Here is a 25,927-nt window from a genome sequence, read left to right as displayed (position 1 = left end):
CTTATACTTGACGATATCGACGCATAGAAAAGATGTTTAGAATTAAGAATAATGCTGCAAAACCAACTAAAATGCTTATATTTGGAAAGATCTTCATAAAATTAGAGCCCTTTTCAATCACATTGCTCATCGCACTGGCACCGTAGTAAAGTGGCATAATTTTAGCAATTGGTTGTAACCAATTAGCCATCTGATCGACTGGAATAATGCCGGAGAAAAAGATTTGGGGAATGACAACGATTGGAATAAATTGGACCATCTGAAATTCGGAAGAGGCAAACGTTGAAATAAACAGCCCCATAGCTAAGGCAACAAAGGCTAACAAGATGTTAATTAACAAAATGTTCCAGATGCTGCCCAAAATTTGAATGTTAAAAGCAAAGATGGTGAAACTAACAATTAAGAGCGTCTGAATTAACGCGAAAATGCCATAGCCAGCCAAATAACCGCTAATGATTTCGCCTCGTTTGATAGGGGTTGCTAACAAACGATTAAGCGTTCCGGTAGTGCGTTCACGTAACAGTGCAATGCCAGAAATTAAGAAAACAAAGAAGAAGACAACAAAACCAATCATGATGGGCAGAAGTGTGTCAAAAAAGGTGGATTGGCTGCTGCCGTATAAATAGTGAGTTGAGATTGCGTTTATCTGATTTGAAGAACCTTTAAGTCCGCCAGGCACACCCGTTGCTGTTGATTTGGGTGCTGCATGGAGCGCCTGTTGCAACTGTCTGATGGCCCGTTGCTGCTGGCTAATCACTTCTTGCTGTTGATTAATGGCCGTTTTGGCAGCCTGCATTTTGAGCTTGACTTGAGCCTGCTGTAAGCATTGCTTTAAAATGGCACTCTTACTTTGATCGCTATTCTGTAGCGTTAAGTTTATTTTATCACCACTTTGAGAAATTAAGCCGGCATAATCGTGATCCCTGATAATCTGCTTGGCACTGGCAGTTGATGAAACGTGATGAATGACGATATGGTCGTTCTTAATGGCCTTGACCAGGGTGGGGGAAACGTTTTTAACAGCTAATGAGGCGGTTTGATCTGTATTTGATTGAAACAAAAAGTACATTAGTGTCAAGATAAGTAACGGTGCTAAAAACATAAGTGCCAAAGTACGTTTATCTCTGAGCATTTCAGTTAGAATTCGTTTAACCATTGTGAGTGTGCGCATCTTGCTGCCTCCCTGCTTTTAAAAAGACTTCCTCAACAGATGTTACTTGATAATTTCTAATTAGTTGGTTTGGGGTTCCTTGGGCAATTGCCACGCCGTTTCGAATCATCATCAACTGATCGGATTGCTCGGCGTCCGCCATGACGTGGGTGGTTAGCAAAATTGTTTTGCCGACTTTGGCAAGATGCTGAAGTTCATGCCAAATTTGTTGTCGTAATTCAGGATCGATCCCGACAGTTGGTTCATCAAGAATCAATAGTTCCGGATTAGAGACTAGTGCGATTGCCAATGATAGCCGCCTTTTCATGCCACCTGAGAAGTTTTTGACATATTTATCGAGATCGGCATTTAGATTAACGATGCCAGCAGCGTATGGAATTTGCTTTTTAAGTTCAGCCACAGAAAGGCCTTGCATGGCGCCAAAAAATTTAAGGTTTTCTCGAGCGGTCAGCGAGTTGTATAGAGCATCTGTTTGGGCCATATAACCGATCTTGCCTAATAGTTTCCGATTGGGCATTCTTTGTTGTAGAACGGTGACGGTGCCTTTTTGTGGTTTTAGCATGCCCATGATCGTGCTGACCAAGGTGGTTTTTCCTGCACCACTGGGGCCAATCAGACCAACGATTTCACCGCCCTTAACAGTTAAATTGATATCTCTCAAGACAACGTTTTTACCGTATCCTTGTTGGAGATTGGTAACTTGAATCGTAATTGACATAAAAGCCAGCCTCCTTTTAGTGAGTAATTACTCACTCACTAGTTTAACAGCTTTTAATATAAGTGCAAGCCCTAACGATCTTAATGTGATAATCAGTTTAACGTTGAGGCACCATATGAATTGCTGGTGACTTTTCAAACCGTCCAAAACAGGCCTTGCTTTCAATGATTAAAACGGCTATGATAAATGTATCAGATATTCTAAGGAGTTTTTAATAATGCCAATTATGGGTAAAACTCAATTGAATACTTGCCGTTATTACTTTTGGTTTTTCCAGATTTGATCTGTGTTAAGCCAAAAGAATTTCGTGATGGAAATTAAAAGGCCGCGCAGATCAAGCAATTGACTGTGCGGGATAAAACCAATTAAGGTGGGTCCTCTCAGTCAATCGTGGCTGGGAGGACTTATTTTTTAGGAGGAATTTGGTATGAGTCATTTATCGAATCGAATGAATAAACGAGTGGCGGCGTTAACGCCTTCGTCAATTTTAATGTTTAATCAACGGGTTTCCAAGATTCCCGATATTGTTAAACTAACGTTGGGCGAACCGGATTTTAATACACCGGATCATGTAAAAGCAGCGGCGATTAAGGCAATCAATGATAACGAAAGCCACTACACGAACTCTCGGGGGACACTTGGATTACGTCGGGCGGCCACCAACTATCTCCATCAAAAGTATGGCGTTACGTATGATCCGGCAACCCAGATTTTAATTACGGCCGGCGCAACCGGTGCAATTTATTCAGCGTTAACTGCCATGCTAAATCCGGGGGATACGGTTATTATCCCCACCCCGATTTTTCCACTTTACATTCCGATTGCGATGCTGGGTGGCGCTAAGCCAATCTTTGTTGACACATCTGATAATGGATTTATTTTGTCCCCTGAAAAGCTTCAGCGGGTGATTGAGGAAAATAAGGACACGGTTAAAGCCATTATTCTAAACTACCCAACAAATCCAACCGGTGTTACCTACCATAAAGCGGATTTGCAAAAATTAGCCGATGTCATTGCCAACTACGATATTTTTGTGTTAAGCGATGAAATTTATAGTGAATTAACTTATGACGGAACCCATGTGTCGATGGGGGCAATTTTACCTGAACAAACACTTGTCATGAATGGCGTTTCTAAATCACACGCTATGACGGGTTGGCGCATCGGGATGATCTGTGGTCCAGCCGACGTGATCAATGAAGTTGGCAAAGTCAGCGAATTTACAATTACGTCAGCGACCACCAACGCGCAGGCGGCCGCTGAAGAAGCTTTTAAAAATGGAATGGATGATGCTCAGCCAATGAAAGCTGAGTATATGAAGCGACGCGATTTATTGATTGATGGGTTATCAAAAGCCGGCTTCTCCTGTCCACATCCAAACGGTGCCTTTTATATTTTTGCTAAAATTCCAGCGGGGCTTAACCAAAACAGTGTCGAATTTTGTAACCAATTGGCTGATGAGGCGAAAGTTGCGGTTGTGCCGGGAGCATCATTTGGCCCTGGTGGTGAAGGTTATGTTCGAATTAGTTACGCAGCCAGTGAAGCCGACTTGAAGAAAGCCATTGACCGAATTCAAAAGTTTGTGGCTGAAAGGGTCCAAGCCTGATAAATTATCTGAAGACTGATTTTAAATTAATTGAAAACGAGGTAATTAACTATTATGAAAATTCTAATGTATACTGTTCGACCTGATGAACAAGGCCCGATTAACGACTGGGTTAAGCAACATCCCGAATACCACATTGATACCAACTCGGTCCCACTGAATGTTGAGACAGTTGACTTGGCAAAGGGATACGATGGGGTAGCCATTTTACAGCACGCTTCAATTCCAGATCCAGTGGTTTACCAAAAATTAAAGGAATTTGGGATTAAACAATTATCGCTTCGAAGTACCGGATATGAAATTATTAATTTACCGGCAGCAACTAAGAATGGGTTAGCGGTAACCAATGTCCCTGGATACTCGCCTCGGTCGGTTAGTGAATTGGTACTGGCTGATGTGATGTACCTGTTACGCCACTTAGGCGAGGTTCGCGAACGTGAAATGCATGGTGATTTCACCTGGACAAATACCGAGGCCAAGGAAATTCATACCTTGACAGTTGGCATTATCGGTGCCGGCAAAATTGGGAGTGCGGTTGCCAGAATTTTTCGAGCTTTAGGAGCAAAAGTGATTGTCGCAGATCCGATTCATCGACCGGATTTAAACGATACGGTGACCTACGTTGATCATGAGACGGTTTATAAAACTGCGGATATTGTGACGATGCACACGCCACTAACTGATGAAACCCATCACATGATTAATGCCAGAGTTTTCAAAGAGATGAAGCCGACTGCAATTTTTATCAACGCCTCCAGAGGGCCAGTGGTTAAAACCGAGGATTTAGTGGCAGCGTTGAACAATCATGAAATTGCAGCTGCGGCCATCGATACTTTCGAAGGTGAAACGCCAATTGTTAACCATGACTTAACGGGAAAGCCACTTCACAATGATAATCTGGAAAAACTATTGGCAATGCCTAACGTAAATGTGAGTCCACACATTGGGTTTTACACTGAAGTGGCGGTTGCCAATATGGTTGAAATTACGTTGAACGACGTTGATACTATCCTAAAAGGTAAAAAGTCATTGCATCAGGTCAATTAGGGATAGGAGTGAAATTGATGCGGCGAACCGATCGAGAAGTAACGGATATCCAACAGATTAAAGCGATTTTAACTGATGCCGAGGTGATTCATTTGGGACTTCGAACCCCCGATTATCCCTATGTAGTGCCAACCAATTACGGTTACGAATTTGATAATGAAAATCACCTCACCCTTTATCTTCATGGGGCACCGGTTGGTTATAAACGCGAACTGATTGGTAAGGACGGTCGAGTTGGGTTTGCGATTGAAACGGATGGGCACGTTCTATATCCCAAAGATACTGCTCATCACACACCAAGTTTCAAATATCAAAGTGTGATGGGCACCGGAAAAGCTGAGCTGATTGAAGATGTAAATGAAAAACGACATGCCTTGCAACAAATTGTCCAACACGAAATCGGCCATGAGTGGGCTGATTTGCCGGATTCTGCTCTTAGCCACGTTGGTGTTATTAAAATCATCGTCAACAACTATACCGCTAAAGCTAATCCCGGCGACGCTCAGCTCTATGATGAAAAGTAATTTTTTAACGGGTATTTGTAAAAGCCGGCATTGCGTTCTATGATGATGGTAGCGTTAACAACGACTTTTATTTTGGGGATGGGATAATGTTTTTCATTGATACATCGCGAAATGGCCAACCGGTTTATGATCCAATCGTTAATCAATCGCTGGACAATTACCTGGTAAATGACTTAAAGTTACCTGGTCATGGTCTCATAATGTATGTGAATCAACCGGCAGTGATTATCGGGGTTAATCAAAATGCCTATGCAGAGGTTAACATGCCCTATTTGCGAAAAAATAAGATTAAACTGGTCCGACGCACTTCCGGTGGTGGGGCCGTTTATCATGATTTTGGTAACATTATTTTTGAAAACATCGTGATTAACGATGACCGGCATTTTGGTGATTTTCGTTATTTTGCACAGCCGATCATTGATGTTTTGCACGAAATGGGTGCTAAGGATGCCCAGATGCGCGGCCGTAACGATATGGTCATTGGTAACAGTAAGTTTTCCGGCATGACCATGTTCAAAGTTGGGCAATCGTACGCTGCCGGTGGGACATTAATGTTTGATTTAAACATGGATGTGGCAACGAAAGTTTTAACCCCGGAAAAAGATAAGTTGGCATCAAAAGGGGTCAAATCCGTTCATAGTCGTGTCACCAACATCAAACCCTATTTAGATTCGCAATATCAAGCGATGGACATCGAGGGCTTTAAAAAAGAATTGTTACTGAAACTGTTTAAAGTCAATTCACTTGACGATATTAAAACCTATCATTTGAACGATCACGACTGGGCGATTATTGATCAACGACTGCAGGGAAAGTATGATACCGATGAATGGAATTATGGCCAAAACCCAGGGTTCGATTACTATGTTTCCAAGCATTACGATATTGGCACTGTCAGTTTTAATTACTCACTAACCGATCAAAATCGAATTTCAGATATTAAAATTTATGGTGATTTTATCACGGGTGGCGATATTGGGGTGATTGAAAAAGCGCTTCAAGGAACTGAACTCACTAAACCAGCACTGGTTAATGCATTGCAGTCGGTTAATTTGGCTGATAATTTAGGAAAAGTTGATCCGGCAGCCTTAGCGGATTTACTGCTGGAAAAAACGCCGACGGATTAACGATAATTGTCGACTAACAAGATAAAGACTTATGACGTAAAGGTTGTAAGCCTTTTTTGTTTTCAATTCTTTAACGACGTGGCATACTGAAAGGCTGAGATGAAGAGTTGTGTCCAAGCCAAATAGTTGAAAGCCAATTCAAAAATTAGTATACTCAATTAAGTTAGGTACCTAAATATATAATTAAAAAGAAGCCATTTAAATTCAGCAAGGAGGTAAAGAGATGCAACAAAAGCAAAACCAGGCTGCCTCTACGGGAAACAAACCACCTGTTACAATGATCGGGATGTTTAAGTTTGTTTTTGGCACTGTTTTAAAACGGCCATGGGTTCTGATATTAAATGTCGTTGTTTTGACAATTCTGTCTTTAATGGATTTTTTATTACCTCAATTTAACCAATATATTATTGACCACGTTATTCCAAATAAAAGTGTTAGTCAGCTGTTAATTGTGATTGGACTGTTACTTTTAACCGTAACCATTTCTGGCATATTGACTTACCTGTCGACTTATTGGATGGGCATCATGAGTCAGGGCGCTATTACGAATTTAAGAAATCAGCTTTATCGTTACTTGATTCGGTTAGATACTCACTTCTTTGAATCGAGTAAAACTGGTGATTTAATGGTTCGATTAACTTCTGATATTAACAACTTCCAGAACCTGATTTCACCCAATATGCTGTCCCTAATAGGAAGCATCTTTACGTTCGTTGGCGTGTTGGGGTTCATCTATTTTGTGAATTGGGAAATGGCATTGGCGGTTAGTCTGACGTTTCCGTTTATTTTCTTAGTAGTGCGCGTTTTTCGAACTCGCATCAGAAATTCCTATCAGAAAGCGCGGCAATCCCAGGCTTTAATGACCAACCAATTGCAAAATACCCTGACTGAGATTCAACTGATTAAAAGTTACACCACTGAAGGATTGGAGACTGGTCGTTTTAATAAATTAGCCAATATGAATAAGGACAATATCATTGAAGCAACCAGAAACCAAGCAATCTTTTCACCCTTGATTAACTTTGTTGAATATTTAGGAACGGCAATTGTGTTACTAATGGGAACTATTTTTGTTTTTAAAAAGCAGCTGACATTAGGAGAATTAGTTGCTTATTTAAGCTATGTTGGGATTCTTCAAAGTCCCATCAGCTCTTTTTCCAGGCTGTTAAATCAGTTTCAACAGTCGCTGGTATCCTATGGTCGAATTGTCGATATTATGGCTTTGAAACCACAAATTATTGATGCCAAAGATGCTGTGGCCTTTCCAAAAATTAAGCAAGGCGTTAAGTTTGATCATGTGACATTTACCTACGATGTTGATGATCCACAGGCAGCGCATAAGCCAGCAATTCGCGATGTAAGTTTTGAGATCCCGTTTGGCAAACAAACGGCGTTGGTTGGGCATTCTGGTGCTGGCAAGTCCACCATTACCGAATTACTGGATCGATTGTACGATATCGATAGTGGCCAGATCACTTTTGATGGTGTGTCGATTAAGCAGATTCAATTAAGCTCATTGCGTCAAAATATTGCGATTGTTTCTCAAGATATTTTCATTATTGATGGCACGATTGCTGATAATATTAAATACGGGACACCGGGCGCCACTCAGGATCAATTATGGGCAGTAGCAAAGCTAGCTGACATTGATGACTTTATTAAGGGACTGCCGGATCAGATGAAAACGCAAGTTGGTGAACGGGGAATCAAACTTTCCGGTGGACAAAAGCAACGAATTGCCATTGCCCGAGCACTACTCAAAGATGCTCAAATTGTGGTTCTTGATGAGGCGACGGCTTCTTTGGACAATGAATCGGAAAAAACCATTCAACATGCTTTGGAAAATTTAATGGAACAGCGGACATCATTAGTGATTGCCCATCGTTTATCCACCATTCATAATGCTGATCAGATTTTGGTGGTTGACGATGGTCAGATTGTCGAACGAGGCAATCATGAGAGCTTAATGGCTCAAAACGGTTATTATAAACAGTTGTATGAGGCACAGTTTGAGTAATCTGAAATTCAAGTGATGAATCAAAAAAGCGGCTGATTCTGTCGATATGACGGAGTTGGCCGCTTTTGGTGGTGATATTAATAAGCATGATTTGAAGACATTACTTCGGGAACGTGGTTAACCAGTAAGTTTGCGATGCCACTTTTTCCGTTATAAGCAATTCCCTCAAATTCGCGTCTGGGACTAAATCGACTCCACTGAAAGCAATGGTTGGTTAAATGTCCTCGTCCCAGCAATCGGTTTCTTGGGAAACTGGCAATTGAATCATCAGAGATCATGAGTAATCGTTTACGGAGTGGATTATAAGCCATACTTTGAATTCGGGTTCCTGGTAAGTGGCGTAGTTTCTGTTTAGTGAGTCGGAATTTGACAGAACGATGATGGATCACACCTTTGTAGATATAAGCACACCAACCGGGAAACGACCAAAAATAGGCGTGGCCGCTTTTATCAAAGGTTAGATTGTGTCCGCAGGGGACGTGAAGGCCGTGGCTGCTTAAGCGAAATCGAATTACGTGATCAGGTCGTAATTTTTTTAGATTGATATGCTGAATGTAGGCCCAGTGATTGACGGGAACTCTTGGCGCTTTTTCTTTATCCCGCCACATGTACATTCCGTGATTTTTCCAATTATAAGCCAATGACTGACCATGACCGGTTATAAAAAGTGGGCCCACCTTGATAGCTCGGTGGAGTTGTTTTTGAATGTGCGAGTAATGGCCCTTCTTTTTCACATAGGCGTCCCGCAATTCTGTAGGGTGAAGCCGAACGCCAAGCGAATCCAGTTTTCGAGTATTAAAGCGAACCAGACGACCTCGATTATGTAGGGTAGTTGGGCAGTAGACGATGTACATGTATTTTTTGCCAGTCATTGCAATCGACTGAGGATTTCCCCAATGTTGGCCGTTTTTGCCTGGAAATGGCAACAGATACCTGGTCTTAAAAATAACTTTTTTACCGCGAGTAGCCTTAATTTTATGGCGCTTATAACCGGCTTTAACGTGAGTATAGTGCTTTGGCACCCGAACGTAATGGACCTTTGAGTCGTTTAAATAGCGCATATTATGCTGATCATAAATTAAGCCGGATGACCGTTGATGATAAATCACTAACTTAGCGTTGACTGGCTGGACCCAACCACTGTATAAAATTAGAGATCCTAGCATGATGATTAGGGATTTCCAAAGTTTCAACTCATATGCCCCCTCAGGCATGCTTAATACAAATAGCCTAACTCTTTTATGCTAATATATAGCATTTTAAAAGTAAAATAAAAACTGATTAAAAAGGGAGATTAAACGCCACTTTTAATCAGTTTTTGAGGAGTCAATTATTGAACCAATGTGAAATTAATGACTGAGTGCCTGAGAAAGGGTTTCTTCGATTGCTTCTGGTTTCGTGATCGGTGCATAGCGATGGATCAGTTTGCCGTCACGACCAACTAGAAACTTCGTATAGTTCCATTTGATCTTACCATGACCCGATGCTTCTTTTAAATAGGTGAATAACGGGTCTTCTTGATCACCATTAACAGCGACCCGCTTAGTCATTGGGAAAGTCACGCCATAATGCAGTTGACAATATTCTTCCGTTTTCTCATCATTCTCAAGTTCTTGATGGAATTGGTTTGAAGGCAGTCCCAACACAACGAGACCTTGATCTCGATACTTCTTATAAAGCTTTTCGAGTCCTTCCAGTTGTGGAGCCAGGCCACATTTACTGGCGGTATTAACAATCAACAGGACCTTTCCTTGATAATCTTTTAAATTAAGCGGTTGGTCATTCATCTCAGTTTCCGAAAAATCATAAACAGTTGTCAAATTAATCACTCCTTATATTAACCAGTTGATTAAATTAAATAAATTGTACGCTATTTATTGATGCAAAACAAGCCCATCTGGCGATTACTCATTTGATTTTAGGGCTTCCACCATGTCAACCTGCTTGAGATGCTGGTGGGCGACCCAAATGACAATTAAATTAAAGAGAATCATAAGAATGGTTGCGACCAGGTACCACTGGACGTGGATGGTTAGTGGGAAGACAACCGTTGGCGTTTCAGCTTGATGAAGAACGTAAGCCGTTAAGAGATTACCAAAGCCAAAGCCGAGGATAATCCCAACTATTGCCAGAACAATGTTTTCTCTGGCGATATACATGGTAACTTCCCGATCGAAGAAACCGAGAACTTTAATGGTGGATAGTTCGCGAAGTCGTTCTGAAATATTGATATTGGTCAAATTATACAGAACCACAAACGATAGAATCCCTGATAACAAAATGAAAATTAAGACGACTGGACTCATTTGACTAGACATATGATTAACGGTTTTGCGTTGATCAGCTGTAAAACTGACACCCAGAATATGGGGATTATGACTTAACCATTTTCTCCCCAGCTGGGTTTGCTGCTGAGGGGTGGCTTTCGCCAGTTTGACAAAGAGGCTTTTAATGACGGGCGCTTGATGAAATGCCCGATGATAGGCTTTAGGTGACAGGTACATAAAATGGCCAATGTAATTTCGGGTAATGGCCGAAATCTTCACTGAGACGGCGGGGCCGTTTGTAACCGGGATTGTCAAAGTGTCGCCTTTTTTAACTGCCAATGTTTTGGCAATCTTTTGGGAGATGACAATGCCTTTTTGATGAAGTGGAATGCGACGGCCGGTTGAAAGATCGGATAAAGAGACATCCTTTTGGAAAGAACGTGGAGACTTTGGGACATACAGATTAACATCATTTAGTTGATGGCCATTTGCACGTACCTTAACGACAGAGGTACCAACCGGTGTGCTATTTTGATAATGAGAGCTATTCCGTAACGTCTTCTTGATGGAAGCCAATTCAGTTGATCGATTTGCTTGGACAATTGACTGGTAATGAATGATTTGACTGAATTGGCGGTGTCCGGAAGCGTTGATGGAATCGGCAATCCCGAAACCGGTTAAAATAAGCGCTGTTCCGCCCGCGATGCCAAGGATAGTCATGAATGCTCTGGATTTAAATCTAAACAGATTGCGGTAGCTAATCTTTTGATAGAATTTTAGTTTCGACCACAACCACGTGAACTTCTCTAATAGAATTGGTTTTGCAGATTTGGGGGACTTGGGTCGCATGAGGGCAGCGGGAACCTCTTTAATTTGTTTGAGGCTGACATATAGCGCGGCGCCAACCGTTGCGATCAAGGAGAAAATGGCTGCTAAACAGATAGGCCCCCATTGATAATGAATAATTGGTGTGTGGAAAATATATTCAGAGTAGATTGAAAGCACAAACCTTGGTAAGAATTGGTTGCCGATAAAGCTACCAAGAATAACGCCCAACAAACCTGCTAAAGAAGCGTAAGCAACATAATTCTTGGTGATTGCTGTGTTGGAAAAGCCAAGTGCTTTGAAAGTTCCGATTTGCATTCTGGCCTCTTCGACCATTCTTGTAACGGTTGTAAACGTAATTAAAGCAGCCAATAGGAAGAAGAATACTGGAAAAACGTTAGCGATTGCGGCAATTCGGTCAGCACTTTCACCATAAGCCGAAAAGCCGGCCAAGTCCTGCCTGGTTGACCAAGTATAGGTTGGCGTTGAATTAGCGCTTAACTTAGCTTGTGAGCGGTTGAGTTGCTGCTTTTGCGAGTTAAGCTTTTTTTGCTGAAGGGTGAGTGCTTTAGTCGTACTGATTTGGCCTTGAGAACGTTTGGCCAAAGCCTGTTTGGCGAGGTTGATTTTTTGTTGCGCAAGTAATAGTTGATGCTTAGCAAGTGTTAATTTCTTTTGACCCTTTGCCATTAGTTCAGCTTGGCGGTTGGCAGCTTGGGTTTTAAAAATAGTCTTTAATTTGGTGAGCCGATGATTGACAGCTCGTTTATACTCACTTGAAAAAGCCCCCAGTTTTTGAATGGCTGGGAAACGAATATTGATCATTGTTGCAACGGGTAGATTGAGTTGGCTACTTGGAAGATAGGCAAAGTAGGCGACTTGCCCAGTATCAATATTTGTTGCGCCCCGAGTGGTGTTATCAATATATTGTGGAGAATTCGCAAACCCAACAATGCGATAAGTTCGCTTTTTCAAATTGGCTTGCTTACTAAACCGGTATTTATCGCCTAATTGATAGTGATTTAGACGTTGCGCCCGCTGATCTAAAACAATTTGGTTTGCGTTTTTTGGGAAATGGCCACTTGTTAATTGAAGCCGATTTTGACCGCGATTGTTGGAAAACCCATAGAGTGCAACGGCATCTTTGTTACGGCCGCCCAAAACAAATTTGAATTTTATTTTTTCAGCCTTGGCGCCGGCCACCTTTTCGACAGCTTGAACATCTTGGCTCGTCACACCTTTATTTGAAATCAGCTGGATATCTGATAGACGGTGTTGGGCTAAATTTGTCTGGGCGGAATCAATGAGGGCCGGGCCGGTAGCTTTAACACCAACGAAGATCAAAACGCCCAGTAGAATGATGAGTGAAATTGCGATAAATCGACCTAAGGAGTTACGAATGTCACGCCATAATAGTTTATACATTTTTTCACCTCCCTACCATTCAATGTCGGCAATTGGGATTGGTGATGGATTATCAGTTACGGAACGGACTTTTGCATCGTTGATGTGGATAACCCGATCGGCCATTTTAGCAATCTCTGAGTTGTGGGTAATGATGATGACAGTTTTATGAAAAGTTTTGCTGGCGTCGCTGAGTAGCGATAAAATTTGTTTGCCAGTGGTGTAATCCAGGGCCCCCGTTGGCTCATCACATAGTAACAGTTTAGGATTTTTAGCCAATGCCCGGGCGATGGCGACCCGTTGCTGCTCACCGCCTGACAACTGAGAAGGGAAATTATCCAGGCGATTGCTGAGGCCGACCTCTCGAAGGACTTGGGCAGGATCCAAGCCGTTTTTGACAATTGAAGTAGCCAGTTCGATGTTTTCCAGTGTCGACAAATTAGGGATCAAATTATAGAACTGAAAAACGAAACCGACATCATCCCGTCGATATTTGGTCAATTGCTTGTTATTAAACTGAGCAATGTCGGTGCCGTCAACCAGAATTTCACCGCTGGTGGGGCTGTCCATGCCACCGAGAATATTCAAAACGGTGGATTTCCCAGCGCCACTTGGTCCTAAGATCACGGTTAACGACCCTTCGTTAATCTGAAAGCTAATGTCGTTGTTAGCGACGATTTCGGTATCACCCATTTGGTATTTTTTAAATTCGTGTTTTAGTTCAATGTAAGCCAAATAAATCCCTCCAATTGAATCCGCTTACGCTATTATCCTTAGTATGAGTAGTTTTGATAGAATTGGCAATCGTTAGTTTAGCTTAAATCAGAATTTTCACTTAAAAATCATCACTTCTTGATTATTTGAGCTGGCATTTTTTCTTTTGTTAAATTAGGCTGAATTAGAGATAAAATTAAATTAGTCATGATTGCGATCAAAATTTAGGATGAAGTGGGGTAAGGTTTTGAAATTTAAAAGTTTGCTTTTGGGGATTATCGGAATGGGCTTGGCTATTTCAGGGGTGATAGTTGCAAATGCGACTCTTCGTGTTCAGCACAGCAACGCATTGATGCAGTATCCAAGCAGTAGTTTGCGAACGCTCAATAATCGGAATGTCCACTTTGTTAAAGCACCTTTAAATTATGCTTGGTCAAAAAATCCAAATGACGTCGATACGCTAAAAAGTGTCAGCGGAGTAAAGTGGGCATTTCGAACGAAGTACCTATTACCAGTCACACATACAGCGCTGGGTAAATCAATCTATGATATGACAAATCCACAAGCTGCAGTGGTTACAGGAAACTATTTGTTCGCGCTTTATGCACCACACAACACAATTGGAAAGGGCTTTATCGTTCGTTATGATCTCAATAAATTAAATCAAATGTCTCTTGGCTCAGTACAGGCCGCCCTTGGCACACGGCCAGCCGCTGGGATGCGAGTTGGGCCGCAATTTACTGTTGGTCACGGGCAATCTTTGGCTTATGACCAAAAGCACCATTCTTTATGGATGTGGCGGGATAGAGCAGACATGAAGCCAACCACTCGAGCCACCATTCAAAAAATCAGTCCCTCAAAGTTGAAACCGGAAAAGATCATTCAATTTTCCATGAATCATCATGGGGCAAACGTGCCAGCTGGGCATAATCTGACATTTGATCATTCGGGCCATGCTTACTGGTGGGAGACTTCCAACAATAAGGTTAAGCTTTATCGGGGAATTTTTGGCGAGCATTCAGTTAAGGTGTCACTCACCAAGCAATTGTTGAGGAAACGGACTGGCACCCATGAACAGGCTATTGGTTATAATGCTCACAATGGTCGGCTGTACCTGGTTTCCGATGACTCGGTTCAGACTTTGCCAGCTCGTAAGACATATGGAAATGGGCATTTAAAGCCGAGTGATATCAAATATACCCGGTTTCATTCAGGACGGGAATTTGAAGGCCTCACCTTTGATCACACCGGGCATGCGATGCTTCTGACTAATCGCAATCCGGAATTAATGAGATCGACAAGTCGATATTAACGACTATCAGTTGTTTTAGCAGTTAAAAGTGTGCCCGTAACATCAAGAAAATAAGATTTAACGGTTGATTTGAAAAGGAGCTGTAAAATATTGAAACTTTCAGAACATACCAGTTGGCTAATTGATTTTTATCGGCAGCGAAATTGGTATCAATATCCACCTGCTATTCGAGTGAATTTTTTAACAGAAGAGGTGGGGGAATTATCCCGAGCAATTCGGGCAATCGAAATTGGTCGGGATCATCCAGGCGAAAAAGTGAAAACGCCACCCGAGTTACGGGCAAATCTGGTGGAAGAATTGGCTGATACAATGGATCAGGTGCTCATCTTATGCGGTAAGTTTGGCGTTGATCCGGAACAGTTAATGGTTGCCAGTGAAGAGAAACTTAAACGGCGATTTTCTCAGAATGATTAGTAAGCAGCGTTCAGTCGATGCAATTCGGCAGGACACTGCTTTTTTGAATTGGTTAAGCTTTGAAGTTGACACCGTGTCACCTAACTGCTATACTCAATTTAACAATTGAATGACACAGTGTCATACGAGGAGGAAATCTGATGGTATCAACAACTTTTCTTAATTTAAATGATGAGAAGCAGGCTCGGATCAGAAAGGCGCTAATTGATGAATTTTCAAGTCGGCCATTGGCTGAAGCCGAGGTGGCGCCGATTGTTAAACAGGCCGGCATCGCGCGAGGGGCGTTTTATAAATACTTTGATGATTTAAAAGATGCCTACCGCTATATTTACGGGGTGGCGATGAAGGATATTCACGTTCAGGTTAATCAGGAAGTTGCCAGTGACCAGTTTGATCCGGAATTTTTCTTGAGCCAGGTGACTTCGTTCGTTGATGGAGTTGCCAAAAGCGATTATCTAAACTTGATCAAAATGCATCTCAGAAGGAACGAATCTTTGATTGATGACAATTTTGACGATAGTCGTCTGCAAGGGCGACAATGGGCAGCAATGGTATTGAGTCATCAGGTAATCAAGCAAATTTTGTTAAATCCTGATCAAAAGGACTTATCATTGAAACGATTACATGGGGTGTTACAGCTATTGACACAAAAGGGGGATTGATTCATGTATTTAGCGTTGAAGGAAATTCGACATGAAAAGCTGCGTTACGCGTTAATCGTTGCAATGATCGTGTTAATTACTTATTTGATTTTTATCTTATCGAGCTTGGCGACGGGCTTGGCTGGTGAAAATACGGAGGCAATTGACTCGTGGGATGCTAAAAGCATCGTGCTAAATCGGGATGCCAATGTTAATTTATCACAATCAAATATCACTAAGGACCAACTAAAAAAAGCTAATTTAACAAAAAAACAGTCACTAATTGGTCTGGCACCAGTTGTTGTTAAACACAGTGATCGAAAAAAGGAATCAGCTCAATTTGTTGGACTGAACAAAAATCAATATATTGCTAAAAATTTAACGCCATATAGCGGTCGAAAAGTTCGTCACAATCATGAGGTTGTGGTTGATCAACAATTCAAATTGGATGGCTACAAATTGGGCGATCAAGTTAAGTTCAATTCCTCATCCACCAAGTATAAAATTGTTGGTTTTGTGAAGGACTCAAAATTGAACGTGGCACCAGCTGTTTATGGATCTTTAAAAAATTGGCGGGCCTTAAGAAATATACCGGGCGGTCAATTAGCTGGGAGTGCAATTATCTCGAAAACCGCAAACTTTAAGGTGTCTGATAAAGCCCTAAAAACTTACTCCAATAGTTATGTTATTTCGAAGCTGCCGGGATATTCAGCTGAGAACACGACTTTTGGCTTTATGATTGGATTTTTAATGGTTATCTCACTAGTTATTATTGCCGTTTTTCTATATATTCTGACGATTCAAGCACTACCAACGTATGCAGTTCTTCGAGCTCAAGGGATTCCATCGGCTGTTCTGGTTAAAAACATTATCAGTCAATCCTTAATTTTAATGGCAGCTGGGATTGCGATGGGAGCGGTCTTTACACTAATTACTGCGAACCTGATTCCATTCGGCGTTCCAATGGCGTTCAACGTCCCATTCTTATCGATAATGGCAGTTGGTTTGCTTTTAATGGGGCTTATTGGTGCCGCTATCCCAGCTCGAAAGATTGCAACAGTTGATCCAGTTCAGGTAATTGGATAATGTGACCGCTTTGACATCAGTTTTCTTAATTGAGTTTAACAGGGAGTTACGGTATATTTTGGATTTAATTGCAAAGTGAGAAAGGGGGATCCCTCAATGTACTTGGCTTTAAAAGAAATTCGTCATGAGAAATTACGATACGCTTTAATTGTTGCGATGATTGTATTGATCACCTACCTGATTTTTATTCTATCAGGGTTAGCGACCGGCTTAGCTGGTGAAAATACGCAGGCAGTTAAATCATGGCACGCTAAAAGTATTGTTTTAAATCGGGATGCCGACGTTAATTTGTCACAATCAACGTTAACAAACAAAGAGGTTAAACGGGCAAAATTAACAAAAAATCAAGCCGTAATTGGTCAAGCATCAATGGTGGTGAAGCATCATCAACGTAAAAAGGAATCGGCTTCGTTCATTGGTTTAAATAAAAGTCAATATATTGCTAAAAATCTTGATTTGATTAATGGGCGAAAAGCAAAAAATAGTCATGAAATTGTTGTTGACCAACAGTTTAAACAGGATGGTTACCGGTTGGGTGATCGGGTGACATTTAATTCAGCTGCCACAAAATATCGAATTGTGGGGTTCGTTAAAAATGCCAAGCTTAGTGTTGCTCCGGTTGCTTATGGTGCTCTTAGTGTCTGGCAGAATTTGCGAAGTGTGCCGGGAAATCAACTGGCAGGTAGTGCAATTGTTTCGAAAACTGCAAACTTTAAAACGCATAGTAAGAATTTGAAAACCTATTCCAATGATGATTTTATTTCTAAGCTGCCGGGTTATACCGCTCAAAATACAACTTTTGATTTTATGATTGGCTTTTTGATGATCATTTCTTTGGTGATTATTGCCGTTTTTCTATACATTTTGACAATTCAAGCGTTGCCGACCTATGCCGTTTTGAGGGCTCAGGGAATTCCGGCAGCAACGCTTGTGAGAACGATTATTAGTCAGTCTTTAATTTTAATGGCAGCTGGAATTGTAATTGGTGCGATCTTAACAATGGTGACCGCAAACCTGATTCCGTTTGGAGTGCCGATGGCCTTCAACGTTCCCGGACTTTCGATGATGGGCATTGGCTTGCTGCTAATGGGTGTAATTGGTGCCGCAATTCCAGCCCGGAAGATTGCCACAGTGGACCCTGTACAAGTAATTGGAGGTTAAATAAATGTCAGTAATTGAATTAAAAAACATTAATAAATATTTTGGCACCGGTATTAGTCGAGTTCACGTTTTAAAAAATGTTAACTTTTCTGCTGAGCGGGGACAGTTGATTTTAGTAATCGGTCCATCAGGATCCGGTAAGAGTACGTTTCTCACCATTGCAGGTGGGTTACAAACCCCTTCTTCCGGTGAGGTAATTGTTGAAAATCAATCCGTTGATCAATTGAGCAAAAAGCAACGTGACAAGTTAAGGCTCAACCACGTCGGCTTTGTCCTGCAATCGTATTCGTTGGTGCCCTATCTCAAAGTAAAGGAACAACTGGCATTTGTTAGGAAAGTTAAACCCAAGGGAAATCTTAATGATACTGAACTTAAAGATCTTCTGGCACAATTAGGGATTGAAGACCTGGTTAATAAGTTTCCGGGTGAACTTTCAGGCGGTCAGACACAACGAGTTGCTATCGCGAGAGCTTTGTACGCGAATCCTGAAATTGTTTTGGCGGATGAACCAACTGCAGCCCTTGATTCAGCTCGGGTGGTAGAAGTCGGCAAATTGTTTAAGGAACTGGCTGATACACGCCAAAAAGCTGTTGTTGTGGTCACTCATGATGTGCGATTAATGGAATTTGCCGATAAAGTTTATGAGATTATGGATGGCAAGCTGCAGTTGAAGCAGCCAAGTAAATCAGCGCAGTAGGCTAACTAATATTGTTAATGAAGCGGGTTGTTTTAACCTTTATGATTAGATGAGTGTTTTGTCGGAATGAGTTACCGGTAAAACGCTTTTTTGTTATACTGTAAGAAAAAACGTTTTCGCTAGCGACAATTGAAGGGAAATGGTAAGCATGTTGTATGTTGATACATCCAGTGGTGATCAATATTTAAAGCAACCGGCTGTTGGTCAGTATCTGTCAACATATTTCATAACTAATCCAAAATTTGCAAATGAAGAGGTTATTTTCTTTTATCGTCCTAAAACCCCAATCATTATTTGTGGGGTTAATCAGAATATCTACTCGGAAGTCGACCTGGCTTATTGCAAGAAGCAGGGGATTAAGATTGCCAGACGTGGCGCCGGTGGCGGTGCCGTCTATGTTGACCCCGGTAACTTAACCTATTGTTTTGTCGATGATGATCGGCACCATCATTATTTGGATTTTAAGTATTATGCCAAAAATGCGATTCAAACCTTAGCGAAGTTGGGAGTTGAAGCCGCAATGACTGGCAGAAATGATCTCACCGTAGCTAACAAAAAATTTTCCGGGATGTCGGCTTTGAAAATTGGCCATCGGTTTTCAACTGGGGGCACACTAATGGTGGACGTTGATTTGCAGAGAGCTGCTAAAGCTTTACGGCCACCGAAATCTAAAATGTCTTCCAAAGGTGTTAAGTCGGTTCATAGTCAGATAACAAACCTAAGACCATACTTTAGCCCAAAATATCGGCAGATCACGCTGATGGAGTTACAAACTCAGTTCCTGCTAAATCTATTTCAAGTGGCTAATCTCGATCAGGTGCCAACTTATCGAATGGATCAGACGGATTGGCAAACCGTTGAAAAGGCTGCCCAAAAGAAATTTGGTAATCCCAGTTGGGTAATGGGGACGCCAGTGACGGATCAAAACTATCACTCTGAACATTTTGCCGGAGTTGGTACCGTTGAAATTAGTTTTTCGGTAACTGATGGGGTGATTACACACGCCAAAATATTTGGTGATTTTAACAAAATGAATGGCGATTTGGGTGAAATTGAGCGTCAACTAGTTGGCGCGCCTTATCATTTAGCCAATCTAACGGAGGCATTTAAGCAAGGGAACCCTGAACGTAACATCGGGCCCATTTCACCTGAAGCCTTGGCTAAAATGATGGTTGATAAACGCTTTGCAGACAAGTCGACAATTAATTGAATTTATCGTGTTTAGTGCTGATTTCTGACAACTCTTCGTCTAAGAGTTAACATAAAGATAACTGGATCATGTGCTAAGTAGTGATTACAAATGGGTAGACTCAGAGGATGATTTAGTAGAATGGTTGAGCTTTCACTAGTCAGTCGCTTAGGCTAAATGAACAGCTTGCTGGAATTACTCTAAATAGTGAAGGGGAAATGTTTAAATGAGTGGTGAAGTCCTTGGATCAATTTTTAATCAAAACGGTTATTCGACAGCTCGAATGCGGGCTGTTTGGTCGGATGAGAATCGGTTAAAAACGGTTTGCCAGGTTGAAACAGCGGTGGCATATGCTATGGCTAAAAATAAAAAGATCCCATTATCGGCTTATGAAGAAATTAAAGAAAGGGTCATTCCTCAGAACTACGACATGACTAAGCTGAGGTTGGCCGCTGCTCGGGCGGGACACTTTCTGGCTGGTTTCGTCAGCTATTCCCAACAATTGTTTCATGATGGGAGCGGTCAGTATTTACATTATGGAGCTGCCAGTGAAGATGTGGAAGACACCTGCTATGTGTTACAGCTAAAACAGGCTGATAAAATTATCATGGATCAACTGGTAAAATTTGGGTCCGTTCTTTATGAACTGACAGACAACTATCAAAAAACCATTAGCGTGGCAATTGCGCATCGGACTTATAGTTCGCCATCAACGTTAGGATTCAAACTGGGCATTATTTTAAATGAGCTGGATTACTTAATGCGCCGACTGGATAGCCTTTCAGACTTCACGTTTGCCGGTTCTTTAACCGGAGTTGATGGGCTTTCAACCATGATTGGTGATGGCTATGACCAAGTTGAAACCGATTTTTGTGATGAGCTGGATCTGCAAGTGCCGGAAATGTATTGGCACACGCAGCGTGAGCGATTTACCGAATATTGCCATGTTTTAACAATGATTGCCCAGATGATTGGTAAACTAGGGAAAAATTTATTGACGATGAGCCAAACGCAGGTTGGAGAGTTTCAGGAAAACTATGCACCGGGCCGCCAAGGATCAACCGTTATTCCAACGGTTCGCGAACCTTACATGTGTGAAGCAATCGTGAATCTGTCAACTATCATTCGAAATGAGATGCCACTGTTATATGATACGATGCAGGTTAGTGGCGAAAAAGATACGGCGGTTTGGCGGGACATCTATGTGGCGTTACCAGAAATGACAATGTATTTGTCCGGCCAGCTCAATTACGCGACAACCATCTTGAAAACTGGAAAGTTTAATACCAAGCGGATGGCTGAAAACTTTATTCTTGGAGACGGGACAATGTATTCCGGTGCATTGATGATGGCCTTGGCCAAGAAAGGATTAGGCCGTCAAGATGCTCATGAACTTCTAGTGCGGTTGAGAGTAAAAGCGGATTCGGAAAATCAATTATTAAAAGACTTGTTTTATTCGGATAAGACGATCGCTAAATACTTAAACCGCCAAGAACTTGATCAAATCATGTCACCTGAAGCCGGGGTCCCCCATGCGGTTGAAAAGACCCAGAAGATCTTAAAATTGTATCGGCAAAGACATCCACTAATGAAAGAAGGAGTAATGAATCATGGCACAAGCAGCTGATGATGCAAAATATTTATGGCAAAGACGATTGGACAACGGTCACGTTCGGATTGGCTTTAACGATATTGCTCGTCAGGAGATTGGCGAGATTTCCTTTGCCAGTTTTCCGGATAATTTGGCTGAAGTCAAGCTTGGAGATGTGATTCTTTCAATTGAAGGCGCCAAAGCGGTTTCCGAAGTTCACACACCGGTTGCCGGAAAGGTTGCAAAAGTGAACGTTGCCTTAAAAGACCATCCGGAGTATTTGGAAAGTTCGGATGAAGACAAAAATTGGGTAATCGAGTTATTCTAAAGGATATTCAGATGGACTTGTCCTATAGAGACGAGGATAAGTCTATTTGAATCAAAAAAGACCGGAGAAAATGGTTCTTCCGGTCTTTTGTTACAAAAAGGCTTGCCAGCTGGCATATATTCTAACCTTTTTTGTAACATTTAAGGGCTTAAATTTAGAACGAATGATTTTGGCTCACGTTAAGGAATGCATCATAGGTTACCGAATCAAAGCAAACCATCGTCACATCAAGTGGTGCATCAAATTCTTGAATGGCAGTAATGGCAATTTTAGCTGCTTTTTCAAGCGGAAAGCTGTAAATGCCGGTACTGATGGACGGAAAGGCGACGGTGGTGCAATGATTAAGAACAGCTTGTTTTAGACTATTAACATAAGAATTCCTTAAAAGTTGACTCTCGTTTTGGGAACCTCCATGCCAAACCGGACCGGGAGTATGAATGACATATTTGGCAGGCAGATTAAACCCTGGTGTTGTCTTAGCCTCGCCCGTTGGACAACCATTAAGCTTTCGACAGGCTTCATCCAACTGCGGTCCGGCTGCTCGATGGATGGCGCCGTCGACACCGCCGCCACCGGAGAGTGCGGTATTAGCTGCGTTGACAATGGCGTCAACGGGCATCTTTGTAATATCACCTTTGATAATGTTCAATTTTGCCATCAAAATCAGCCTCCTTATCTCTTTAATTTTAGCATTTCTAAACGAAGTGAAAAATAAAATTGGCATTCAGCGATCAATCTCAGAGAACTTTTCAAACCCACTTGGAAGTTTTTATTTTATTTTGGAATATTTTTGTTATAATTAGAATACGCGAAGAATCAAAATGCTTTAATCAGTAGCTTTTAAGTAAGTAATCACATTTATTTTTAATTGATTACGGGAATTGCATCATTGTTGAACAACGGACCAACCTGATAAGGAGGGATTTCTTTGGCTAAATCAGTTGATCGCCTTTCGAAAATTGAACGAGCGGCAAAAGCGGCCTTAAAGAATGTGATTGATCCCGAACTTGGTGTTGATCTGGTTAATTTAGGATTAATTTATGAAATTAAAGTGGTTGATACGCATTGCATTGTCACGATGACGTTGACAACGATGGGCTGTCCTTTAGGAAATTTACTAGCTGATCAAATTAAAGCTGCTGTAACAGCAGTTAAAGGCATTTCAACTTGTAAAATTCACCTGGTCTGGGACCCAATTTGGAATATTAACCGGATGAGTCGGGTTGCAAAAGTAGCCTTAGGGATACATGAATAGAGACGTCAAAGAATGGATTGATAACCAATGAAAATACCAATGAATATTGAAAAATTTGTGGCTCGAAGAAAGGCGCTTAAACTATCTCAGATGACTCTTTGCAAGGGGATTTGTACCCAGGCAACACTGAGTAAGTTTGAACGAAATGGGCGTATTCCATCACTTTCGATTTTACACCGACTATGTGATCGAATGGGAATGACGGTTGATGAATTGAACCAGGATCCGGCACCTTCAATTGTCATTATCCGAAAGCAATTGAACACAATTGAAAGAGATTTGATGATGGAGAATTACTTGAAGGTCCAATCTGCTCTTAAAACAATTGATGAAGCCCAGATTCCTGCGATTCCGTTGCGCATGCAGTTTTTCTATTTACGAGGGATGTTAAATGCTGTGACAAATAAAAAACCGGATGAGGTCCTATTTGATTTTTCCCAAATTCTGGATGAACTGGATGAAAAACATCAGACAATCTTTACACAGCTGGCCTATGTTGGTTCAGGAATTACATATACAAGAATTAATCAACCAGCTCGGGCCGATTTCTTTTTTAAAAAAGCCCATGAGTTTATTAATGCTGCGTTAGCGGATCAGGAGAATGAAGAGGACAGTAATAACTACCTACGGATTTTGACGTTAATTTTTTATACGGCAAATTATTATGCAACCAAGAAGAATTTTGAATTAAGTGATCAGTTGATTCAAGCGGGTGTTGATCTATGTTCGCAATATCACGTCACTTATTATCTGCCGCGATTAAAATTCTTGGCAGCCGAAAACGCAGTTCATGAGGATGCCGATAAAACTGATATTCATCAATTGTTGGATGAGGCGCTTGCATTTGCACGTTTGAACCATAATCAGGTCATTGAATTACGGGTAGCAGCCCTGAAAAATAACGGGTATGTCAGCAACGTTTAGCAAGAACAACATTATTGGAAATGATTTTGGAATTGGGCCCTTTGGATAAAGTAAGCCAAATAAAGCAGGAACTTAAAAATGGGTTCCTGCTTTATTTTTAATCAGAATTCAATTAGATGATGATGAACGGCGTATCGAACCAAGTCGGGACGGGAGTTTAACGAAAGCTTGTGCATGATACTAGCCTTATGTGCCTCAACAGTTTTGGTTGAAATAAAAAGTCGGTTGGCGATTTCCTTGTTTGTGTACCCTAAAGCCATTAATGGAAAAACTTCGCGTTCCCGTTTTGACAAGCTTCGATAGCCTTGAAGATGGGCATCCAGACCGTCGGCTTCAATTTGTTTAATATCCGATTTTGTTAGCGTAATATTTTGATCTATGTAGCGTCGATTGGCCGCCAACGCATTTAAGCCATTGACTAATTCACTGTCAGGTGAGCTTTTTAAAATATAGGACATTGCCCCATTATGAATTGCCTGGTTAATGTATTCCTGTTCCTCATGCATAGAAAGAATCAATATTTTAACGTTGGGAAAACGCTCGTGAACCCGCTGAGTCGTCACTAAGCCGCTCTCGCCCGGCGGCATACTAAGATCCATTACCAAAATATCAATATTTCCCTGTTCAACTCGAGCATAGGCGTCGGTACCATTGCCAGCTTCCGAAACAACTTTGAAGTCAGGCTGACTGTTAATTAGATACGCTAACCCTTGACGAACCACTGCATGATCATCGGCAATTAAAACTTTTAACATTCATTTCACCTCCTATTCTGAAAATTTGATCGGGAACTTGGCGGTAACGGTCGTACCAGTTCCTGGTTTGGACTTAATTTCAAAGGTCCCATTTAGCGCTTTAACCCGCTCGTTCATGTTCATTAGACCAAGTGAACGGCCGTTAAATCGGTGATGTTTGGGAACATCAAAGCCGACGCCGTCATCGATGATTTCCAGGATAATGTAATGATCGTGAGCAACCAAAAGAACGTTAATCTCATCGGCCTGGGCATGCTTCAGGGCATTGTTAATGGCTTCTTGACCGATTCGATATAATACGCTTTGAATATCGGTTTCCAGGTTTGCGGTTGTGGTATTGCCATTGACGGAAATCATGACACCCGAATTTTCCGAAAGTCTTTTGGCGAGGACCCGCAAGGCCGGCAGTAGGCCAAAGTTGTCCAGAACGGAAGGGCGAATATCCAGCGCCATGCCTTTAACCTCAGCCAAGGTATCATTTAACTGATGCTCGATTTCTTTGGTTAAAGTGGTTAGGTCATTAGTCGTGAAAGCTTGCTCATTCAGTCGCCGAACACCCATGATTGCAGAATAAACGCCTTGGGCAATGCTGTCATGAAGGTCTTGTGAGATTCGCTTTCGTTCCTCTTCATGGGCTCGATTAACGTATTGGGTTAATTGCCGTTGTTGGGCCAACTGATCCATCCGTTTGATGACACCTCGGCTTTTTAAAGTGAGCGAAAAAACGTGTTGTGGCTGGTCAATTAGATGATAGACCAAAAAATAGTTAAGCGGGTGAACAGTGTCATGTGATAGATTGATTGGAATTGAGATATTATGCATGTGGTTTTTGATGACGCAACTAAAACAGTTGTCAGTTTGTGAAAATTGCTGTTGAACGGCTGTATCGGCAACTTCAAGCAGATACTGGGGATCGATTTTTAATTCCTGTTGCAGCTCATTAGCAAGCTGATTACAAATCACTAATTCATGATTTTCAAAAATAAACACAGCGTCAGTTGCTTCATCAAAGTAGCGTTTGATCCAACTCTGGGTCTCTAGCATTTATAGCCCCTCCTAACATAGTGAAATGACACGGCGCTGATAGTAAAAAAGTGCTATTTAACACTAAATTATAACAGGGTTAGAGGATAATAAAAGATCTCATTTACAAA

25 protein-coding genes are annotated in these 25,927 nt (G+C 41.5%); 16 read left to right on the top strand and 9 right to left on the bottom strand.

The annotated features are described in order from the left end of the window. Position 1: 1 nt before the first annotated feature. On the bottom strand, positions 2-1,171 hold the full coding sequence (locus ED605_RS09785) for an ABC transporter permease (RefSeq protein WP_121978719.1): 1,170 nt from the start codon (positions 1,169-1,171) through the stop codon (positions 2-4). Next, positions 1,149-1,889 (bottom strand): ABC transporter ATP-binding protein, encoded by a 741-nt coding sequence (locus tag ED605_RS09780; RefSeq protein ID WP_121978718.1) that lies wholly within the window; start codon positions 1,887-1,889, stop codon positions 1,149-1,151. Before ED605_RS09780 ends, ED605_RS09785 begins: the two co-directional genes overlap by 23 nt. A gap of 427 nt (positions 1,890-2,316) precedes the next feature. Between ED605_RS09780 and ED605_RS09775 the strand changes: the two genes are divergently transcribed. From ED605_RS09775 to ED605_RS09755, 5 genes are all read left to right on the top strand, one after another. Beyond that, a complete protein-coding gene (locus ED605_RS09775) occupies positions 2,317-3,495 on the top strand; it encodes an aminotransferase class I/II-fold pyridoxal phosphate-dependent enzyme (protein WP_191981369.1) in 1,179 nt (392 codons plus the stop codon). A 51-nt stretch (positions 3,496-3,546) separates the two neighbouring features. Next, on the top strand, positions 3,547-4,542 hold the full coding sequence (locus ED605_RS09770; protein ID WP_191981370.1) for a D-2-hydroxyacid dehydrogenase: 996 nt from the start codon (positions 3,547-3,549) through the stop codon (positions 4,540-4,542). A 17-nt stretch (positions 4,543-4,559) separates the two neighbouring features. After that, entirely contained in the window at positions 4,560-5,066 is a 507-nt protein-coding gene (locus ED605_RS09765) for a pyridoxamine 5'-phosphate oxidase family protein (RefSeq protein ID WP_121978716.1), read from the top strand. 86 nt (positions 5,067-5,152) lie between these two features. Then, positions 5,153-6,193, top strand: coding sequence for a lipoate--protein ligase (gene lplA, locus ED605_RS09760; protein ID WP_121978715.1), 1,041 nt, complete (start codon positions 5,153-5,155; stop codon positions 6,191-6,193). A gap of 223 nt (positions 6,194-6,416) precedes the next feature. Further along, positions 6,417-8,210, top strand: coding sequence for an ABC transporter ATP-binding protein (locus ED605_RS09755; protein ID WP_121978714.1), 1,794 nt, complete (start codon positions 6,417-6,419; stop codon positions 8,208-8,210). 77 nt (positions 8,211-8,287) lie between these two features. Here ED605_RS09755 and ED605_RS09750 read toward each other — a convergent pair whose 3' ends face one another. From ED605_RS09750 to ED605_RS09735, 4 genes are all read right to left on the bottom strand, one after another. Beyond that, on the bottom strand, positions 8,288-9,403 hold the full coding sequence (locus tag ED605_RS09750; protein ID WP_225419104.1) for a hypothetical protein: 1,116 nt from the start codon (positions 9,401-9,403) through the stop codon (positions 8,288-8,290). Positions 9,404-9,559: 156 nt separating this feature from the next. Then, a complete protein-coding gene (locus tag ED605_RS09745) occupies positions 9,560-10,030 on the bottom strand; it encodes a glutathione peroxidase (RefSeq protein WP_121978712.1) in 471 nt (156 codons plus the stop codon). An 84-nt stretch (positions 10,031-10,114) separates the two neighbouring features. Continuing rightward, positions 10,115-12,727: an ABC transporter permease gene (locus tag ED605_RS09740; RefSeq protein ID WP_121978711.1), complete on the bottom strand. Its 2,613-nt coding sequence runs from the start codon at positions 12,725-12,727 to the stop codon at positions 10,115-10,117. A gap of 12 nt (positions 12,728-12,739) precedes the next feature. Then, a complete protein-coding gene (locus ED605_RS09735; RefSeq protein ID WP_121978710.1) occupies positions 12,740-13,441 on the bottom strand; it encodes an ABC transporter ATP-binding protein in 702 nt (233 codons plus the stop codon). Positions 13,442-13,667: 226 nt separating this feature from the next. On the opposite strand from ED605_RS09735, the gene ED605_RS09730 reads away from it, so the two are divergent. The 9 genes from ED605_RS09730 to ED605_RS09690 all read left to right on the top strand — a co-directional run bounded on the left by ED605_RS09730 (position 13,668) and on the right by ED605_RS09690 (position 21,839). Then, a complete protein-coding gene (locus ED605_RS09730; RefSeq protein WP_121978709.1) occupies positions 13,668-14,732 on the top strand; it encodes a hypothetical protein in 1,065 nt (354 codons plus the stop codon). A gap of 90 nt (positions 14,733-14,822) precedes the next feature. Continuing rightward, positions 14,823-15,146, top strand: a complete 324-nt coding sequence (locus tag ED605_RS09725; RefSeq protein ID WP_121978708.1) for a MazG nucleotide pyrophosphohydrolase domain-containing protein — start codon at positions 14,823-14,825, stop codon at positions 15,144-15,146. A gap of 140 nt (positions 15,147-15,286) precedes the next feature. Further along, positions 15,287-15,808: a TetR/AcrR family transcriptional regulator gene (locus tag ED605_RS09720; protein WP_121978707.1), complete on the top strand. Its 522-nt coding sequence runs from the start codon at positions 15,287-15,289 to the stop codon at positions 15,806-15,808. 3 nt (positions 15,809-15,811) lie between these two features. After that, positions 15,812-16,873 (top strand): ABC transporter permease, encoded by a 1,062-nt coding sequence (locus ED605_RS09715; protein WP_121978706.1) that lies wholly within the window; start codon positions 15,812-15,814, stop codon positions 16,871-16,873. A 96-nt stretch (positions 16,874-16,969) separates the two neighbouring features. Next, positions 16,970-18,034, top strand: coding sequence for an ABC transporter permease (locus tag ED605_RS09710; protein WP_121978705.1), 1,065 nt, complete (start codon positions 16,970-16,972; stop codon positions 18,032-18,034). A 4-nt stretch (positions 18,035-18,038) separates the two neighbouring features. Continuing rightward, positions 18,039-18,731, top strand: coding sequence for an ABC transporter ATP-binding protein (locus ED605_RS09705; RefSeq protein WP_121978704.1), 693 nt, complete (start codon positions 18,039-18,041; stop codon positions 18,729-18,731). A gap of 148 nt (positions 18,732-18,879) precedes the next feature. Continuing rightward, complete coding sequence (gene lplA, locus ED605_RS09700; RefSeq protein ID WP_503100501.1) at positions 18,880-19,941, top strand: lipoate--protein ligase; 1,062 nt, start codon at positions 18,880-18,882, stop codon at positions 19,939-19,941. 205 nt (positions 19,942-20,146) lie between these two features. Further along, positions 20,147-21,547, top strand: coding sequence for a lyase family protein (locus ED605_RS09695; protein WP_121978702.1), 1,401 nt, complete (start codon positions 20,147-20,149; stop codon positions 21,545-21,547). Next, positions 21,531-21,839 (top strand): glycine cleavage system H family protein, encoded by a 309-nt coding sequence (locus ED605_RS09690; RefSeq protein WP_121978701.1) that lies wholly within the window; start codon positions 21,531-21,533, stop codon positions 21,837-21,839. The genes ED605_RS09695 and ED605_RS09690 overlap by 17 nt, the downstream gene beginning before the upstream one ends. Positions 21,840-21,993: 154 nt before the next feature. On the opposite strand, the gene ED605_RS09685 is transcribed toward ED605_RS09690, so the two are convergent. After that, on the bottom strand, positions 21,994-22,497 hold the full coding sequence (locus ED605_RS09685) for an O-acetyl-ADP-ribose deacetylase (RefSeq protein ID WP_121978700.1): 504 nt from the start codon (positions 22,495-22,497) through the stop codon (positions 21,994-21,996). A gap of 270 nt (positions 22,498-22,767) precedes the next feature. Here ED605_RS09685 and ED605_RS09680 point away from each other — a divergent pair, with 270 nt between their 5' ends. Both ED605_RS09680 and ED605_RS09675 read left to right on the top strand, forming a co-directional pair. Further along, on the top strand, positions 22,768-23,094 hold the full coding sequence (locus ED605_RS09680; protein WP_121978699.1) for a metal-sulfur cluster assembly factor: 327 nt from the start codon (positions 22,768-22,770) through the stop codon (positions 23,092-23,094). Between the two features lie 39 nt (positions 23,095-23,133). Further along, the gene (locus ED605_RS09675) at positions 23,134-24,018 is read left to right on the top strand and encodes a helix-turn-helix domain-containing protein (protein WP_121978698.1); all 885 of its coding nucleotides are present in this window, start codon (positions 23,134-23,136) and stop codon (positions 24,016-24,018) included. A gap of 101 nt (positions 24,019-24,119) precedes the next feature. On the opposite strand, the gene ED605_RS09670 is transcribed toward ED605_RS09675, so the two are convergent. Then, complete coding sequence (locus ED605_RS09670) at positions 24,120-24,773, bottom strand: response regulator transcription factor (protein ID WP_121978697.1); 654 nt, start codon at positions 24,771-24,773, stop codon at positions 24,120-24,122. Positions 24,774-24,785: 12 nt separating this feature from the next. After that, positions 24,786-25,817 (bottom strand): sensor histidine kinase, encoded by a 1,032-nt coding sequence (locus ED605_RS09665; protein WP_121978696.1) that lies wholly within the window; start codon positions 25,815-25,817, stop codon positions 24,786-24,788. Between the last annotated feature and the right edge of the window lie 110 nt (positions 25,818-25,927).

Origin of the sequence: Lentilactobacillus raoultii, from assembly GCF_900411375.1 — a bacterium.
Classification (GTDB): domain Bacteria; phylum Bacillota; class Bacilli; order Lactobacillales; family Lactobacillaceae; genus Lentilactobacillus; species Lentilactobacillus raoultii.
Note: the sequence above shows the minus strand (reverse complement) of the source record. Positions and strands in the feature narration are given on the sequence as shown.

Bases quoted from the DNA above. Each gene is read 5' to 3' on its own strand.
- ED605_RS09785 (WP_121978719.1), bottom strand. From the start codon at position 1,171: ATGCGCACACTCACAATGGTTAAACGAATTCTAACTGAAATGCTCAGA.
- ED605_RS09780 (WP_121978718.1), bottom strand. From the start codon at position 1,889: ATGTCAATTACGATTCAAGTTACCAATCTCCAACAAGGATACGGTAAA.
- ED605_RS09775 (WP_191981369.1), top strand. From the start codon at position 2,317: ATGAGTCATTTATCGAATCGAATGAATAAACGAGTGGCGGCGTTAACG.
- ED605_RS09765 (WP_121978716.1), top strand. From the start codon at position 4,560: ATGCGGCGAACCGATCGAGAAGTAACGGATATCCAACAGATTAAAGCG.
- lplA (WP_121978715.1), top strand. From the start codon at position 5,153: ATGTTTTTCATTGATACATCGCGAAATGGCCAACCGGTTTATGATCCA.
- ED605_RS09755 (WP_121978714.1), top strand. From the start codon at position 6,417: ATGCAACAAAAGCAAAACCAGGCTGCCTCTACGGGAAACAAACCACCT.
- ED605_RS09740 (WP_121978711.1), bottom strand. From the start codon at position 12,727: ATGTATAAACTATTATGGCGTGACATTCGTAACTCCTTAGGTCGATTT.
- ED605_RS09720 (WP_121978707.1), top strand. From the start codon at position 15,287: ATGGTATCAACAACTTTTCTTAATTTAAATGATGAGAAGCAGGCTCGG.
- ED605_RS09715 (WP_121978706.1), top strand. From the start codon at position 15,812: ATGTATTTAGCGTTGAAGGAAATTCGACATGAAAAGCTGCGTTACGCG.
- ED605_RS09710 (WP_121978705.1), top strand. From the start codon at position 16,970: ATGTACTTGGCTTTAAAAGAAATTCGTCATGAGAAATTACGATACGCT.
- ED605_RS09705 (WP_121978704.1), top strand. From the start codon at position 18,039: ATGTCAGTAATTGAATTAAAAAACATTAATAAATATTTTGGCACCGGT.
- lplA (WP_503100501.1), top strand. From the start codon at position 18,880: ATGTTGTATGTTGATACATCCAGTGGTGATCAATATTTAAAGCAACCG.
- ED605_RS09695 (WP_121978702.1), top strand. From the start codon at position 20,147: ATGAGTGGTGAAGTCCTTGGATCAATTTTTAATCAAAACGGTTATTCG.
- ED605_RS09690 (WP_121978701.1), top strand. From the start codon at position 21,531: ATGGCACAAGCAGCTGATGATGCAAAATATTTATGGCAAAGACGATTG.
- ED605_RS09685 (WP_121978700.1), bottom strand. From the start codon at position 22,497: ATGGCAAAATTGAACATTATCAAAGGTGATATTACAAAGATGCCCGTT.
- ED605_RS09675 (WP_121978698.1), top strand. From the start codon at position 23,134: ATGAATATTGAAAAATTTGTGGCTCGAAGAAAGGCGCTTAAACTATCT.
- ED605_RS09670 (WP_121978697.1), bottom strand. From the start codon at position 24,773: ATGTTAAAAGTTTTAATTGCCGATGATCATGCAGTGGTTCGTCAAGGG.
- ED605_RS09665 (WP_121978696.1), bottom strand. From the start codon at position 25,817: ATGCTAGAGACCCAGAGTTGGATCAAACGCTACTTTGATGAAGCAACT.